The organism is Streptomyces sp. NPDC048111, assembly GCF_043202815.1.
Classification (GTDB): Bacteria; Actinomycetota; Actinomycetes; order Streptomycetales; family Streptomycetaceae; genus Streptomyces.
Genome location: NZ_JBIDBD010000002.1, coordinates 365,828 through 381,006 on the forward strand (window position 1 = coordinate 365,828; position 15,179 = coordinate 381,006).

Here is a 15,179-nt window from a genome sequence, read left to right on the forward strand (position 1 = left end):
CGCTTTGCCGCCCACCTCAGTCACGTAGGCATCTGTGCCGACATTCCCGCAGCTCAGCGCACCCTTCCCCGCGCCTTCAGCGGCACCCCCGGCAGTTCGGGGGCCGGGATCGGAAGGCCGTCGTAGCCCTTCACCTCGCCGAAGCGTGATCCCGTCATCCAGTCCGAACGGGCCTGCTGGATCTCCTCGTTGGTGCGGGCCACGAAGTTCCACCACCCAAGATCAGACGCCGCCCAGACTGCAACCCTCGGCATCACATGCTGATCAACAAATGTGCCATGCGAATCCTGGTCGGTGCCTTGCTCTCAGTCACCCGGCAGGCGCCCTCGGGGCAAAGGTCAGGACCCGCAGCTCTGCAGGAGTCTCCATGGTCTCCACATGCGCCAGACCGGCGGAGCAGGCCAGTTGCTGGTACTGGCCGAGGGTGCGTTCCTGGCCGCCCAGAAAGAGGAACATGCCGAGGTCCATCGCGGTCATCGCGTAAGGATCGCTCTCGTCCAGCAGCCTCTCGACCACCAGGATGTACGTGTCTTGCGCGGTTGCGCGGGCGCAGTTGCGCAGGATGCGTACCACGTCGTCGTCGTTCCAGTTGTGCAGGACGTTCACCAGCGTGTAGACGTCCCCTGACGGCAGCGGCTCAAAGAAGCTCGCGGCCATGGCCGTGAACCGGTCGCCGTGACCGGCGGCGGTCGACCTTTCGGTGGCCAGACGGACGGCGTCCGGCAGGTCGAGCAGGGTCGCGCGCAGGCGTGGATAGGCCCTCATCAGTGCGTCCACCAGGACGCCGGTACCGCCTCCGAGGTCTACCACGTGCCCGTCGGCGGGCCATGGGTAGGACTTGACCAACTCGGCTGCGAAGCTTTCCGCGTGGGCGCCGCGGAGCCCGTCGAAGGGCGTGCCTGCGGCGTGGGACGCGAGATGCTCGTAGAACGGCCTGCCGTGCAGATCCGGGTAGGGCGGGCGACCGGTGTGCAGAGCCTGGAGCAGGTTCGTGGTCGCGGCGTCCAGGTGGGCGCCGATGCCGGACTGGTCGAGCCAAGATCGCAGGCGTGAGGGGTGACCGTCCAGCAGGGCGACGGAGAGACTCGTCAGCCCGTATACACCGGGCCGGGGTTCGTCGAAGACTTGGCGGCAGACGAGGAATCGCATGAGGCGTTCCAGGAGGTCTGGGTCGGCCCCGGCCTGTTCAGCGAGGGCGGGCAGACGGTCGTGGCCGGCGATGATGTGGTCCGCCAGTCGCAGAGTTGCGGCGGATCGCAGGGCGACGGGGGCCAGTCCGCTCACGGCTTCGGCGAACTGGTGGGCGGCGAGATCGTCGTTCATTGCGTGGCTCCAGGCGAACTGGTGACGGATGGCTCGACTTCGAGCGGTCCGCCGATCCGGCCCCGCGGCTGCTCGCGAGTCTGCTCGCCGAGCAGCAGACGGTAGCGCTGGCTGGTGCGGATGAGCTCGTCGTGGTCGCCGGCCGCCACGATCCTGCCGTCGTCGACGACGAGGATCCTGTCGGCGTCGCGGACGGTGGAGAGACGGTGGGCCACTATCAGCACGGCGGTGTGCTGGTGCAGGCCGCGCAGACCGGTCAACACGGTGGTCTCGTTCTCGGTGTCGAGGCCGGAAGTGGGCTCGTCGAGGAGCAGCAGCGCGGGCCTGCTGAGCAGCGCACGTGCGATGGCTAGGCGCTGGCGTTCGCCGCCCGACAACAGTGCGCCGTGTTCGCCGACGGGAGTGTCGAGGCCCTGCGGGAGTTGGTCGACCAGCCGGTGCAGGTTCACCTGCCGCAAAGCCTGATCCAGTGCCTTCGGCGAGGTTTCCCCACTGAGGGCCAGGTTGTCGCGCAGCGTGCCATGCAGCACGGCAGGGTTCTGTTCCACCAGGGCCAGCAACGAGCGGGACTGCCGTAGCGTCAGGTCCTCGGCTGATTGGCCGAGATAGCGGATCGAGCCGCGGTCGGGATCGTGCAGTCGGCAGATCAGGGACAGGATGGTGGACTTGCCCGCGCCGGACGACCCGACCACTGCGGTCCGGGTGCCCGGTGCGAGTGCGAAGCTCACCCCGCGCAGCGCCGGTCGTCCGTCGTAGGCGAAGTGCACGTCGTGGAACTCCAGGATCGACTCTTTTGGGGATGCAGGGCGCACCTCGGCGCGGGTGGCGGGCTCGGCCGGCTCGGCGTCCCAGGCGAGGCAGTCGTCGATGCGTTGCAAACTTCCCATGGCCCGCTTCAGCGTGGTGAGGCCGTCCAGCAGGTTGCCGAGCGGCATCACCAGATAGGTGGCGTACAGCAGCAGGGCGATCAGGTCGCCGAGCGCGAGGCTGCCGTCCGCGACCCGGGCGCCGCCCAAGACCAGGACCAGCAGGAAGGAGCCGCTCGCGGCGAGCTGGGTGACCGGCGCCGCCGCCGCACCGAGCCGGGCGCCGCGGATGCCGGCCCGTCGGGCGGCCTCGGCGGAGGCGAGGATGCCTGCGGACTCGGACTCCTCGACACCGCTCACCCGGATGGTGCGTACGGCCGTCAGTCCCCGCTCCAGGTCGGCCGCGAACGATCCGACGGCCGTCTGCGCCTGCTCGCCCGCCGCCCTGATCCGGTCCAGGACGGTCGTGACGCCGAGCCCGGCGACCACGAAGACGCCCAGCACAGCGAGGAAGAGCAGCGGGTCGATCCTGAGCATGAGGACGGTGGCGCCGACCACGGTGAGCACGCCGACGGCAATCTCGACCAGGCTGCGGTTGACTGCGTCCCGCAGCGCGGCGGTGTCGGTGGTCGCCCGTGAGATCAGGTCGCCGACGCGATGCCGTTCCAGGACAGCGATGCGCAGCCGCAGCAGGTGGCCCACGATCTGTCGGCGCATGCGCAGGACGACGTTCTCCCCAGCGCGTTCCAGTAGATAGCGGCCGAGTGTGTCGACGACGGTCTGGGCTGCGAAGAGGCCGAGCAGTACGGCTACCGGGCCGGTCAGCCCACCGCCGGTGCGGACTCGTTCGATGACGGCGCCGGCCAGCAGCGGCTGGGCCAGTCCGAGCCCGGACGCGGTGACGACGAGCAGGCCGGCCGCGCCGATACCGCGGGACTCCGGACGAATCAATGCCAGGAGACGGCGCAGACCGGCTTGCGCGTCCGCGGCGGCGCCGGAAGCGGTGGCCTGGCCGGTGCTAGCCATGGCCCGCTCCGACTCGCATGAGTGTCCGGTAGTCGTCGGGGGTGCCGGGCTCGGCCACGATCCGCCCGTCGGCCTCCAGCCACGCGTGCGCGGCGAACGGCGGGGTGGCACGCACACCGACGCACCATTGTGGCCAGGCGCCGCCAAGGCGGCAGAGCAGGGCAACCGCGATCGATCGGGGGAGGCAGCCCTGCCACCCGGCGCATCGGGCACTGGCTCCGACAACCTCGCGGTAGTACTCCTCCACCTGCCCGTGAGGGGCGGGGCGTGCGTCGGTGGCGAACCGTTCCAGGACGGTGCGCAGCCGACGCGGTGACAGCCGGGCCAGGAGCAGTCCGCTGACGACGGCCACCCGGACGGTGACCGCCCGACGGGGGCCGCTGGGGCGGGTCGTGGGCACGGTCATGCCGACGCTCATGAACCCACCAGTCCGGCTTGACGCAGCTGGTCGGCCAGGGCCGTGAGATCCGCTCTCGCGCGCTCCTCTGTTACGTCGTACTCGGCAGTGATCGCGGCCACGACGTCGTCGGTGTCGCCCCCGGCGAGGAGGCGCTCGGCGGCCACCCGGCCGGTGGGGTTCAGCTGGAAGTAGCGCCCGGCACGCTCGTCAAGGAGGACGGCGCCGTAGTCGGTGGCCACTAAGGTCACGTCGTCACGTAAGCGAAGGGGCATGGGTGTGCTCCTGAGGGGTTGTGGTGCGGTCGACGGCCCGCAGCCAGAGTTCGCAGGCCACCGTGGTGAGCAGAGCGCCGTCGTCCAGCTCGGGTGCTTCGGGTTGGTCGCACAGCGCGGTGAGCCGTTCCGCGTCCACAAGCCCGCGAGCGGCAAGGCGCGAGTCCGACCAGAGACCGGCGAGGTCGGTGGCGTGCTCGCGGACTCCGAGGGCGAGGTCCAGGTCTCCGACGCCTTTGGTGGTCCGGGCGAGCAGCCGCGCCGGGAGGATGCCGGTCATGGCCTGGCGCAGCAGCGGCTTGTAGGCATGTGGCTGGACCCTGTCCTCGATCCGTGTCGAGAGTGCGGCCTCGATCACCCGGTCGTCCAGGAACGGAGCCGAGATGGGCAGGCCGGCGCGGCCGGTGATGTCCGTGAGGGCCCGAACCAGCCGGGCGCCGTCACGGATGCCGTCCAGTTCAAGGTGGCGGCCGGGTGTCGGCGCCAGTGGACGGGCGGTGGCTGCGGCCCGGCCGAGTTCACCCCGCACCAGGTCAGCGGCGTAGGGCGTGACCCAGTCCGGGAGGGTTGCCGGCACGCCCCAGGTAAGTAGCGGGGTGTGCCAGTCCGCAACCCGTCCGCAGCTGACGGCGGAGCGGGCCAGCCACTGGTGGTAGGACCCATGCCGGGCCAGCTGACGGGCTGTGTCCGGCCAGGACCATCCGAACATGCTCCGGTAGGTGGCAATCCGGTGAACGGCAGCCATTGGTCGGGTGCGCAGCAGGTCGAGGGAGAGGGTGGGCAGACCGACGAACAGGTGGTCTCCACCGTGGCCGGTCAGGTGGACCTGTGAGCCGGTCTCGCGGCCCAGCGCGGTAACGGCGAGCACCCGCGACCGCTGCGCGATCGCGATGGAGGGTTCGTCCATGCGCTCGGCTGCGGCGTCCGCGAGGCTGTCGTAGGTGAGCGGGAGACGTTCGGCGGGCAGGATGCGGTGGTCGAGGGCCGGATTCAGCCGCGCCGCGAGGGCCGCCCAGTCGTGGTCGTCGTCAAGCGGGTCCCGGCTCCCGGCCGTGATAGCCAGTACTGCCGGGGCGCTCAGCCGTGTGCGCTCGCGCTGGGCGAGGTAGCTGACCGCGGTCGAGTCGAAGCCGCCGGAGAGTTCGGTGCTCACCGTCGCGCGGCCGGCCAGATGGAGACGGACGGACAATTCGAGAGCTTCGCGCACCGCGGCGGCTCCAGCGGTCGCCGGACGGCTCGGGAGAGGCGGCTGCCACCACCGACGTGTCGTGACGTACTGCCGGCCGTCGATCCGCAGGTAGCTGCCCGGCGGTGTGGAATTGATGCCGTGCCAGGTGGTGCGTTCGCCGAGCGGGTGTGGGAGCGGCTCCAGCAGGCGCAGGGCCAGGGCGGCCTCGTCCACGGGGGAGCCAACCCACTCGGCCAGTGTCTCGGCCCGGTCGCCGACCAACAGCGTCGCGCCCTGGCGGGCGTGGAAGACCCGACGCACGCCGGAGGCCGTGCCCTGCACTCGGATCACGCCGCCGATACAGGCCATCATGTGGAACACACCGGGGAGTGAAGCCAGGATGCGATCGAGCTCGTCGATGTCCCGGCAGCGGCCCAGTGCCGCCTGTAGCGGCTCGCACTCGACCGGGCCCGGGCCGATGAGGACGAGGGCGCTGGCGCCGACACGTATGTCGGTGAGCCGCCCGTGCGGGAGGTCGGCGAGGATCCAGGGGCGTCCGGACGGGTGGGACACCAGATGGGTGGGCCGGAAGGGAAGACACCCGGCAACAGCGGATGCCGCTTCGTGGTCCGGCAGCAACACGAAGCGGTCGGTGCTGCCGCCGAGTGCCTTCGTCACGCTAAGCGTCCTCTCACGGGATGAGTCGGCCGACCAGCTGGTCGGCCTTGAACTTGCCGAACCCGGCGGTGGCGGCGGCGAACGCACCGCGTGCCGTGAGCTTCGGAGCCTGGTAAGGCTTCTTCATCGCAATCACCCCCTCTGCATGCTCGGGCCATTGGCGGCGGCATCCATCCTGCTCATCGAATCCAGCTCCGCCTACTGTCGTCTGCGACAGTCCTTGGGCGTACGCCGCAGCCGCGAGGCAGACCTTCAGGCGAGTGCGCAACCCGAGCTTGGCTTGAATGCTCATGATGTGCGCACGGACCGTTCGCTCTGTGACGAAGATTTCCCTGGCGATTTCCATGTTGGTCGGCCCCTCCGCCAAGAGTGCGAATACTTCTCGCTCTCGCCCGGTGAGTCGTCCCACGCGCCGAAGGGCGGTCATCCACTGAGGCGCGTCCGTCGAATCCCAAGAACTCATCGTTCCCCCTTTAGTTGCAGATCGAACGGCATTCCGATCATCACAGAGGGATCCGGAGTGGCGGGTTCCTGGGTAAAGTTTCCGCCAAGCGCAAGACAGGCGATTTTTCGCCAGGCGGTAGCAGCGCCGGGCGGGAGCAGCGCGGATGCAGGTGTGGGAAGTCGTCCGAAATCAATGCTGGGGGCACCCGGACTGCGAAAGGAAAATGGCGCGGCCGGTCACCTGTTGGCAGTTGTTCAACAGGAGACCGGCCAGCGCCGGATCAGGAGCCGTCGTCTTCGCGCGAGCGCGACCGGGCTACCCAGTACGCGCCCTGGCTGATCATCAGGATTCCGATGAGCTGCGGTCCGTGCCGCACCAGCGAGTTTTCACCGAAGGGGAACAAGCCCAGAGTCGCGACTGCCACCAGCGCGATCCCCAGTAGCGCGAGTGCCACTCCCCGTACCAATAACTGGCGCGCCGCTCGTGGATCTGTGGACTTACTCCCGCCGTCGATGCCGTCGGGCAGGTCAGGATTTTGCGAGGTCATGCCGCGATCCTACTTTTCGGTTGGTGATCGACCTTCCTTATCGGCCACCGAATCGTCGTCCAGGTATCCGGCAGCCTGGAGCGTGAAGAGCCGCGCGTACGCTCCGTTCAGCCGCATCAGCTCCCGGTGGCTACCCTGCTCGATCAACGCCCCTTGCTCCAGAACCAGGATCTCGTCGGCCATCCGGACGGTGGAGAACCGGTGAGCGATCAGGACGGCGGTGGCGCCGGCGGCGATCTCCTGAAGCTTTCCGAAGATCTCAGCTTCAGCCTCCGCGTCGATCGACGCGGTCGGCTCGTCGAGCACCACCAGTGGCGCCCTGCGCATGAAGGCGCGAGACAGGGCCACCTTTTGCCACTGCCCGATCGACAGCTGTCTACCACCCTCGAACATCTTTCCCAAAACGGAGTCGTAGTCGTCTGGCAGGCGGCTGAGGAAGGCGTCGGCGCTACTGTCGCGGCCGGCCCGGCGTATCCGGTCTCTGTCCGCCAGGTTGGTGATCGACCCGAAGCCGATGTTCTCTGCGGCCGTCATCTCGTATTGGACGAAGTCCTGGAAGATGACGCCGATGTTGGCTCGCAGGTCCGCCAGGTCGTACTCCTGGATCGGAGCCCCGTCGATCAGGATCTCCCCGGATGTCGGCTCATAGAGCCGACCGAGGAGCTTGACCAGCGTGGTCTTGCCGGCGCCGTTGTGCCCGACGATAGCCGTGCAACGGCCGGCCGGGATCATGCAGGACAGCCCGGAGAACACGGGATGCTCCGTCCCGGGATAGGTGAAGCTGACGTCATGGAACTCGATCCCGTGTTCCAGCTTGGCCGGGAATTTGCGGGTGCCACCGCTGATCCGGGATTCGGGCAGGTCAAGGTACTCGAAGACGTTGCCCACGAACAGTACATTCCGGTACAGCTCACCGATACCGAACAGCACACTGTGTGCGGACGTCTGGACCAAGTTGATCGCCTGGGTGTACGCGGCGAGCCGGCCCACGGCCGCGGCTGTCGCCGTGGTCGCCAGCGCGTACACCAGTGCCCCGGAGGAGACCAGGACGCTGACCAGGCCGAGCGGAAAAGCCGCAAACGCCTGCTTCCTGGCCAGCACCCGGTCGGTCCCGTAGAACTCCTGGCTCAGCGCGCGGTACCGGCCGACCAGTTCGTCGCCGAGAGCGAACAGCCGGACCTCCTTGAAGGTCCGGTCGGTGGTCGTCAGGTACTGCAGGTACTGCATCATCCGGCGCTTCGACGTGCGCTCGCGTTCCACTGTGTAACCGCGCCGCCCGTAGATCAAAGACGCCGCGATCGACGGCGCGGGCGACGCCAGAATGAGCAGTCCGACCCAGATGTTCCAGGAGAGCAGCACGCCTGCCACGGAGGCCAGTTGGACGGTGTTCTGTCCGACCTCGATGATCCCCTGGAAGATCTGGAACGGACGGCTCGCGCCTTCCCGGTTGGCCCGCTGGAGGACGTCATAGGTGTCGGCGTTCTCGTACTGCTCCAGATCCAGCCGGGTCGCCTTGCCCATCAATCGTTCGTTGATCCGGTACGTGAACTGCAGTTGGAGCAACATCCGGGCGTACTGCTCCCAGGTGCCGAACAGGTGCGCAAGGACCGCGAGCAGGGCCAGCAGACCACCGTTGACCAGAGCTGCCCGGGTGGTATCGCCGCCAACACGGATTGCGTCGACGACGCTCTGTACCGCCGCCTGCGTCACCTTGATCTGCAGCGACGGCAACAGTCCGGTGATCAGCGTGAGACCGAGCACCACACAGACCGTCCGCGGACTGACGCGCCAGAACAGCGCGACCACCCGCATGCCTGAGCGGACACGCGGCCAAGAGGCCGCCGCCGTTCCGGTGCCGCCACTCATCGGGCCTCCGCCCCGGCCGGTACGCCTGCGGGCCTGGTCCGGATCGCGTCCAGGGCGAGGCGCCACAACCCGTAGCAGTACTCCTCCTTCTCCCGGTCCACGCCGAGCAGCCGGTTGCTCTGCATGTGTGTCAGGCTGACCAGCACGGCTTGCTCGACCGCAGCACCCCGGTGCCCGGGGTGCTGCCGGCGCACCGCCCGCCGCATTCCGGCCACCGCCGCCCGCTGCCCGTCGAACAACGGCTCCAGCGCCTCTCGGTGGGCCTCAGCGAGCGGGTCCGGGTGCGCAGCCCAGGGCGCCAGCAGATTGGCGAGGTAGCGCCGGTTGCGCCGAAAGCCGTCGCGCATGGCTGCGGTCAGTTCCGGCAGCAGCGGCGACCGCTCGGGCGGTGTGTCATACCAGTCCTGATACAGCGCCTGGTGGGCGTGGACCATGAGGTGTTCCACGGAGGGTGGACCGTCCTCGCTCCGGGCCCGCAGCAAACCGATGGCCAGGTCGCTGTTCGCGGTGAAGAGCCGTTCGGCGTCCGCGATCACCTCGATGCCGCCGTAGCGTTCTATCTCCCGCTCATAGGTGTCGAGTTGCACGTGTCGGGCGGTTCCCGTGCCGACCATTTGGTGCCCCCAGCGGACCGCCTCCAGCAGCACATTCTCCCGGGCGTCCCCGTCAGCGGCGTGGAAGCGCACCCGCAGATGGGCCTCTGGGTCGACATATCGGACGTAGAACCAGCGGTCGATCAGTGCCCGCTCCCGCAGTCCGTCGACCAGTTCGGCCAGAGGACCTGTGATCATGTCGTCCTGGGACGCGCCGTCGCAGTAGACCTTCAAATACGTCCACTCTCCACCGGGCGGGAACCGCCGCAGCGGGCTGCGCAGGCTGACCCGCTCCCCCGACTGCACCAGTCGCCGGTGTGCGACCTCGGGGGTGCGCGGTGTCCCTGGTGGAATGCCGGCCTCCTTGCTCAGTACGACCGGCACCACCAACTCGCTGACGTAGGGTCTGCCGTCCGTGTCCCGCAGCCACAGACCGTCCATCGTCGGCAGCATCTCGTGCAGCTCCAGGAAGGCGGGCGAGCCGTCACGCAGGGCCGACAGCGCCTCCCGGTGCAGTTGCCGCCGACCTGACGGGCTGTCCAGATCCACCAGCAGCCGGTTGTCCAGCTGGACGACATACACGTACCGGTCGATGCTCCAGCGCTCGCGCAGGCCCGCCAACGTCGCGTCGAAGCGCTCACTGTCGTGATCGTCCGGGCCGGCCACCAGCTCACCGGGTCGAAGGTTCCATTGCGCCGGGCGGAGCACCACCCTGCCCCGGCACACCTGCGGCAGGAACGGCAGGGTGTCCAGGTCATACCACTGGAAGCCGGACGGTAGTGCGAAGTTGTCCCAGGATGCCTCAAGAACGAACCGGGCCGCGTTCGGCGCGCTGGTCCCGACCAGCATGTGCGTCTGGTGCGCGACCACCTCCCGGCCGAGGCGCAGCGAACGCAGGTAGAACCGCTTCGGGGTGGCGCCCACGACGATGTCCGAGAGAGGGATCTGCCGCTCGTGCCCCATCGTCGGCTGGGCGTTGACGAGGATCTCGTACTCCCGCGTGACCGGGTGGGCCGCCACATTTGCTCCGACGGCGAAGGCCGGATGGTAATTCACCTCGGCGTGTATCGCGTCGCCGTCCCGGTCCTGTGCGTCGGCCAGGTACCGGCGAAGCCCCCCGACCGCCTCTGTGCCAAGCACGCCGCCGAAACGGCCCAGTGACCGGCCACCGAAGGCGACGCCGTCGGCTGCCACCACCAGCTTCCAGTCCCCGGCGTCCAGCGCTGCTGGGGAGGCTGCCTGCACTTGGCAGAACAGGTCGACGGCGGACAACGGGGGTTCGCCCGAGGCGCTCGGCTCCCAGACCGTCAGCCGTGTCAGATCCTCGTCCGACAGGGTGAGGGAGCGGCTGCCCGCGCGCAGACAGTCGGCGAGGAGCCGGGAGAGGTGGCGCTGCTGAGTCTCGGGCCGACCCGGATACGACGGGATTCGCGGGCTGCGCTCCGGGGCCGGTCGGGTGTAGGTCGCCGGGGCGCCCAGCCCGGTACGGGCGTCGAGCAGTTCCAGCAACGGCACCTCGGTGTCGGTGCCGTACCGCTCGACGAATCGCTCGTGGTACTCGCCAAGGTGTGGCTGGCGGACGGGGTGACAGCCCAGCCGCATCAGCGACTCGACCGCCTCGGCGGCAGCCGCACCGATCGCCCGGTGCACGGCCGGCTCGTGCACGCCGAGTCGGGTGTCCACGTGGAACGGAACAGCCGCCTCACCCTCGTGAATCTCGCGCTGTCGGCCAGCCGCCTGCTGCAGCAGAGCGGACCGGGCACCGGGCGTGGCCCGATCGCTGCGATCGAGGAGGTCCCGCAGTTCCGACCACGCATCGACGTTTCTGGGCGCGGCGCGCTCGGCCAGCAGCCGGTGCAGATGTTCCTCGGGCCGGAACTCGGTGTGTGGCGGCCGCAGATCGGTCAGCAGGTAGCGGGACTCGTGCAGCATCAGTAGGAACCCGCGTGCAGCCTCCCGGTACTGCGGGCCCGCCTCGGCGATCAGCGTTTCGACGAGTTCACGGAACGGGAGGGGCCTCGCGCACAGCTGCGCGATCCGGCGCAGCATCGGAGTGGAGGCGATGGTGATCGCACGGCTGTCGCTCTTGCCGTAGACGTCCGCGTAGGGGAGCACGTAGCGGTCGTCCAGATCGGCGATCAGCGGGTTCCAGAACAGCCGCGACTGGGCCAGCAGCTCCGGGTCGGACTCCAGGACGCTGAGGTGATCCAGTAGCCATCGCATGTCCGAGCGAGTCTGGGTGGCCGCCTCGGCCGGGGCGAGGACCGCGGTGGTGGAGTCAGCCAGTGGCACCAGGGCCACTCCCGCAAACGTGCCGAAGGGTGTCGGACGGGTGCTCATCCGGCCGATGTAGCGGGCCAGGCTGGACAGCAGCCGCTCGGTTCGCCGCCCGTGTTCGGGCGGGTCGGCTGTGTATCGGTCCAGTGCCCGCACCAGGTCGGGGCTGGCGATCTGCAGGGCCTCCCTCACCTCGGGGCGCCTCGCGATCTCGAGGATCCGGTCCCGGCCGCCGTTCAGCTCCGCGAAGGTCTCCACGCTCTGCATCGGTGTCCTCAGCAGGGCGAATCCCGCCGGCTCGTACAGGCTGTGCTTCACCGTCGTTGTCCTTTCCCGCTGCTCAGCTGCTCAGCCATGGAGCATCAGGCCGTTCCACCAGGATTGCCGTCCGCCGCTCGCTGACAGCAGACTCAGAGCCACGCCGGCTGCGCCGGTCAAGAAGCTCGGATCGTCCACGAAGTTCCCCGTGGACTCCTCGTCCCGCACGATCAGTGGCTTCGCCGAATCGCAGTGCGTCAGCAGTCGCTCGGTCAGCCACCGGACGTCGTCCCGGGCTGCCGCGTCGCCGGTCTGTTCCCCGACGAAAGCGGCCACGCAGAGCAGGCCCGCCACGCCGTGGCAGATCGTCGGCGAGGACACCGAATCGGGCACTGCTTGGACACGGGCCATGGCCGCGCGGTGGGCGGTGATTGCGGTGGACCGCAGATCGGCATCAGCGAGCGCCGCACCCGCTTGTAGCAACGCGACCACTACGCCGGGAGTGCCGTAGCACCAGGCGGTACGGGTCGGCACTGACTCGACCGGGTTTGGCGTACCGGCCTCATTAAGCGGCACTCCGGCGGGCCAGTCGGGGCCGAGCTGGTCCGGCGTCGACCATTCCAGCAGCCGGTCCGCGAGTCGACGCAGGGTGGAGCGGACACCGGGGCCGTCGTATCCGGAGCGGTAGGCGGCGGAGAGGGCCGACAGTATGCCGGGGATGCCGTGCGACAGCCCGGTGTTGTAGTAGCCGAAGGGATACTGTTCCCGGTACTCCGGGAGCGGGAACAGCTCCGGCGGGATCCGGCAGGCCAGATCTTCTCCGTCCGAGGGGCCGGCCACCTTCAGGAGATAACTCACCAGGATGTCGACGGCGTCCCGTTGTCCGGAGAGGGCCTCCGGGGAGGAGAGCAGCGCCACCAGCACGCCGGCCGCCCCGTAGACCACGTCGTAGTCGGTCGCTGCGTAGCCGCTCTCGCGGACCGGCCATGGGTGGTCACGTACCTGTTCGGCCACTTGCTGCCAGAGTCGGCTGGCGCTCTTCGCGTAGCGGTCGTCAGTCTGTTGGAAATCCTCGACGGCCATGGCCAGTCCCGAACTGCCCAGCAGGACTGAGGTGCTGGTGAGTGGATGGGTGTGGGTGCTGCCGACCGCGCTGTGCAGCTGGGCCTGCGCCCGGGTGAGCCACTCCTCGGACGATACGCCGCCTGTCGCGGTGGTCGCGTCGGCCACGCGCTCCGCGGCTGCCGCATGCCTCGCCAGCGCGAGTTGGAGCAGAGCAACCCCTGTGTGTCCCTTGCCGAGCGATGCCCCGCCCCACTCGAAGGGGTTCCTCGCGCGTGCGGCGGTTCGCTCCACGGCGTTCGCCACCAGCTTCTCCAGGGAGAGACGCTCCCCGATCAGGATGGCCTGGACGTGGGCGGCGGCGTACGGGTCTGGGCGACTGGGGAAATTGAGATGGTTCGACAACATGGCCACCCGTTCTCTGATGCGTGTTCCTGGTCCCGGAGGTCAGCACAGGTGTGCCGGCCACCCCCAAGGGGCGGCCGGCACGCCTCACGGGTGCCTCAGCAGCCGATCGGGCACTGCGTCACACAGCTGAGCAGGGTGCAGTGGGCCTTGACCGAGGGGCACTTGGTGGTGCAGCCGAGGCAGGTGGCCGTCGGAAACGGTTCCGCCGCGCTCTCGCCCTGCGAGGTCACCTTGACGTCGAGCACGAAGGGGTCGGCGACGGCCTGTGCAGTTGCAGACATGGTGCGCTTCCTTTCCGAGAAAAAGGGACGTTCGATGCTGCTGCCGGACACCCGGAATCTAAGCCGACGCGCGTATCCGGATCAACGGAAGAACGCGCCTGGAAAGGGAATTGAGAAACTCGCCATATGCCGCTTTCGACAATAGGCAGGAGATGCCGCGCCATGTTACTGCGAGGCCATACGACCGGCCCAGCGGTCCAGCATCGCCTTGGCCCTGGACGAGGCGGGCGCGGGCAGCGCGGCAAGGGAGGCCGTACCGTGCGTCGCACCTGGGACAATGAACTCCGCCGAGTCCCGGGTGCAGGTACCCGCCGTGAACCGCTCGGCGCCCCAGGGGTCCTCTTGCCCGTAGACGAACATCAGCCGTTCGCCGTGGCGGTCGATCCAGTTCTGGATATCGCGCATCGCGCCACTGTCAAAGGGTCGGTCTCGTAGCCCCGGAGGCAGGAAGTTCCGGATCCGGTACACGTCGGGGTAGCGGCGCAGGTCCGCCAGCCAAGAGAACGCCGGTGACGGGCTGCCGAGCTGGGTGGCTGCCTGGTAGTAGTAGCCGACGTGCGCGGAGATCCGCTGGTCGGTGTATCCGTCGAGGCCGTCGAGGCTGAAGTTCAGCCAGCCCCACAGAGTGTCGACCGAGGCGCTCGGCGCCGGCACCAAACCGCACTGCCGGTCCCCCCAGAGCATCCAGAACGAGAAGACCGACTCCATGGCCAGGTATTCCACCGCCCGGTCGGTCGTCCGGAACGTCTGGGAGAAGGTGAGCCCCTGGGAGTGCACCCAGGCATCGAGCCGCGCCCCCAGTTCGGCGCGGTGCTGGAGCAACTGGCGACTTACGCGCTCCACACCGGCCCGGCAGGTCGGATTCCCGACCGTGGCCAGGAAGCGGTCAAAGGCGCCGTCGTCGGCATCATCAACATCATTGGGGGCGACGTACGCGACGGTACCGGCTACGTCCCTCGGGTGGAAACGGCGGTAATAGACGGACGCCATGCCACCCTTGCTCATCCCGGTGCTGATCCAACTGCCCTGGTACACCCGTTTCAGAGCCGACACCACTACGTGGTAGTCGTCCGCCGACTGCTTGATGGTGAGCGTGCTCCAGTCGCGTGAGCCCGGGGTAGAGGGCCCGAAGAACCGGTGCTCGATTTTGAGTTCGTTACCGTCCAGCAGCTGGGCTGGCTCGCTCAACGCCTGCCCCTCATCGAGTTCGTACCCTGTGGAGTAGAGGACGGTCGGCGCGGAGAGCGAACGGTGGATGAGGTTCAGCCGTTGCTGGAACGTTCCCTTCCTGTGGTCCCGGTGGTCGATCCACTGCCGGAAGTCCATCAGGTACTGCCGACGGCCGCCGTCCAGGGGCCGTTGCTGCCTCACCGTCAGGCCAGGCACTTTCGCAAGCAAGGGCGCGATGTCTGACGGCCCCCTGGCAGCCTCGGCAGCGGGTGCCGGGACGGCGACGGCGAACGGCACCACGGCCAGTAATAAGCTCACCACCATGGATATCGGACGGATTCTCCTCCCGATGTGTGTCACAGCCTTTCCTTCCCTCAGATGTACGCCGACGGGAATGCGTATCCGACTCTATGAAATGGGCCCGCCCCCAACTAGGCAGTCCACGGCACCCACAACACAAGGGTGCGGAGCGCCGGTTGGTGAGGAGGTCCGGCGCTGGTTCGGACGGACACCCCTCAGGCCCGACGCCCGGCGGCGGTAGGGCAGAGCCGGGGTGTCCGCTTGAGGACCTACTACAGCGCGAGGCCGACGAGCTGCTT

The 15,179-nt window shown here is 68.5% G+C and carries 12 protein-coding genes and 1 pseudogene; all 13 read right to left on the reverse strand.

Translation table 11 applies throughout. The annotated features are described in order from the left end of the window. Positions 1–53: 53 nt before the first annotated feature. A pseudogene (locus tag ACGF3I_RS06370) lies at positions 54–215 on the reverse strand (pirin family protein); the annotation flags it as partial. A gap of 94 nt (positions 216–309) precedes the next feature. After that, positions 310–1,323: a methyltransferase gene (locus tag ACGF3I_RS06375; protein WP_393129443.1), complete on the reverse strand. Its 1,014-nt coding sequence runs from the start codon at positions 1,321–1,323 to the stop codon at positions 310–312. Continuing rightward, a complete protein-coding gene (locus ACGF3I_RS06380; RefSeq protein ID WP_393129444.1) occupies positions 1,320–3,155 on the reverse strand; it encodes an ABC transporter ATP-binding protein in 1,836 nt (611 codons plus the stop codon). The genes ACGF3I_RS06375 and ACGF3I_RS06380 overlap by 4 nt, the downstream gene beginning before the upstream one ends. Continuing rightward, a complete protein-coding gene (locus ACGF3I_RS06385) occupies positions 3,148–3,561 on the reverse strand; it encodes a lasso peptide biosynthesis B2 protein (RefSeq protein WP_393129445.1) in 414 nt (137 codons plus the stop codon). The genes ACGF3I_RS06380 and ACGF3I_RS06385 overlap by 8 nt, the downstream gene beginning before the upstream one ends. An 8-nt stretch (positions 3,562–3,569) precedes the next feature. Then, positions 3,570–3,803, reverse strand: a complete 234-nt coding sequence (locus ACGF3I_RS06390) for a lasso peptide biosynthesis PqqD family chaperone (protein ID WP_388722473.1) — start codon at positions 3,801–3,803, stop codon at positions 3,570–3,572. Positions 3,804–3,807: 4 nt separating this feature from the next. Continuing rightward, positions 3,808–5,673, reverse strand: a complete 1,866-nt coding sequence (locus tag ACGF3I_RS06395; RefSeq protein ID WP_393129446.1) for an asparagine synthase-related protein — start codon at positions 5,671–5,673, stop codon at positions 3,808–3,810. 13 nt (positions 5,674–5,686) lie between these two features. Next, the gene (locus tag ACGF3I_RS06400; RefSeq protein WP_393129447.1) at positions 5,687–6,136 is read right to left on the reverse strand and encodes a LuxR C-terminal-related transcriptional regulator; all 450 of its coding nucleotides are present in this window, start codon (positions 6,134–6,136) and stop codon (positions 5,687–5,689) included. Positions 6,137–6,398: 262 nt separating this feature from the next. After that, positions 6,399–6,665 (reverse strand): hypothetical protein, encoded by a 267-nt coding sequence (locus ACGF3I_RS06405; protein ID WP_393129448.1) that lies wholly within the window; start codon positions 6,663–6,665, stop codon positions 6,399–6,401. Positions 6,666–6,674: 9 nt separating this feature from the next. Beyond that, positions 6,675–8,531: an ABC transporter ATP-binding protein gene (locus ACGF3I_RS06410; protein WP_393129449.1), complete on the reverse strand. Its 1,857-nt coding sequence runs from the start codon at positions 8,529–8,531 to the stop codon at positions 6,675–6,677. After that, complete coding sequence (locus ACGF3I_RS06415; protein WP_393129450.1) at positions 8,528–11,719, reverse strand: lantibiotic dehydratase; 3,192 nt, start codon at positions 11,717–11,719, stop codon at positions 8,528–8,530. The genes ACGF3I_RS06410 and ACGF3I_RS06415 overlap by 4 nt, the downstream gene beginning before the upstream one ends. Positions 11,720–11,749: 30 nt before the next feature. Next, entirely contained in the window at positions 11,750–13,129 is a 1,380-nt protein-coding gene (locus ACGF3I_RS06420) for a lanthionine synthetase C family protein (protein WP_393129451.1), read from the reverse strand. 95 nt (positions 13,130–13,224) lie between these two features. Further along, a complete protein-coding gene (locus tag ACGF3I_RS06425; RefSeq protein WP_388722463.1) occupies positions 13,225–13,410 on the reverse strand; it encodes an FDLD family class I lanthipeptide in 186 nt (61 codons plus the stop codon). A 165-nt stretch (positions 13,411–13,575) separates the two neighbouring features. Beyond that, on the reverse strand, positions 13,576–14,904 hold the full coding sequence (locus tag ACGF3I_RS06430; protein ID WP_393129452.1) for a S28 family serine protease: 1,329 nt from the start codon (positions 14,902–14,904) through the stop codon (positions 13,576–13,578). Positions 14,905–15,179 lie beyond the last annotated feature (275 nt).

What these genes read in the sequence shown, in the direction of transcription:
- ACGF3I_RS06410 (WP_393129449.1), bottom strand. Translation starts at nt 8,531, where the DNA reads ATGAGTGGCGGCACCGGAACGGCGGCGGCCTCTTGGCCGCGTGTCCGC.
- ACGF3I_RS06400 (WP_393129447.1), bottom strand. Translation starts at nt 6,136, where the DNA reads ATGAGTTCTTGGGATTCGACGGACGCGCCTCAGTGGATGACCGCCCTT.
- ACGF3I_RS06385 (WP_393129445.1), bottom strand. Translation starts at nt 3,561, where the DNA reads ATGACCGTGCCCACGACCCGCCCCAGCGGCCCCCGTCGGGCGGTCACC.
- ACGF3I_RS06430 (WP_393129452.1), bottom strand. Translation starts at nt 14,904, where the DNA reads ATGGTGGTGAGCTTATTACTGGCCGTGGTGCCGTTCGCCGTCGCCGTC.
- ACGF3I_RS06425 (WP_388722463.1), bottom strand. Translation starts at nt 13,410, where the DNA reads ATGTCTGCAACTGCACAGGCCGTCGCCGACCCCTTCGTGCTCGACGTC.
- ACGF3I_RS06405 (WP_393129448.1), bottom strand. Translation starts at nt 6,665, where the DNA reads ATGACCTCGCAAAATCCTGACCTGCCCGACGGCATCGACGGCGGGAGT.
- ACGF3I_RS06375 (WP_393129443.1), bottom strand. Translation starts at nt 1,323, where the DNA reads ATGAACGACGATCTCGCCGCCCACCAGTTCGCCGAAGCCGTGAGCGGA.
- ACGF3I_RS06420 (WP_393129451.1), bottom strand. Translation starts at nt 13,129, where the DNA reads ATGTTGTCGAACCATCTCAATTTCCCCAGTCGCCCAGACCCGTACGCC.
- ACGF3I_RS06380 (WP_393129444.1), bottom strand. Translation starts at nt 3,155, where the DNA reads ATGGCTAGCACCGGCCAGGCCACCGCTTCCGGCGCCGCCGCGGACGCG.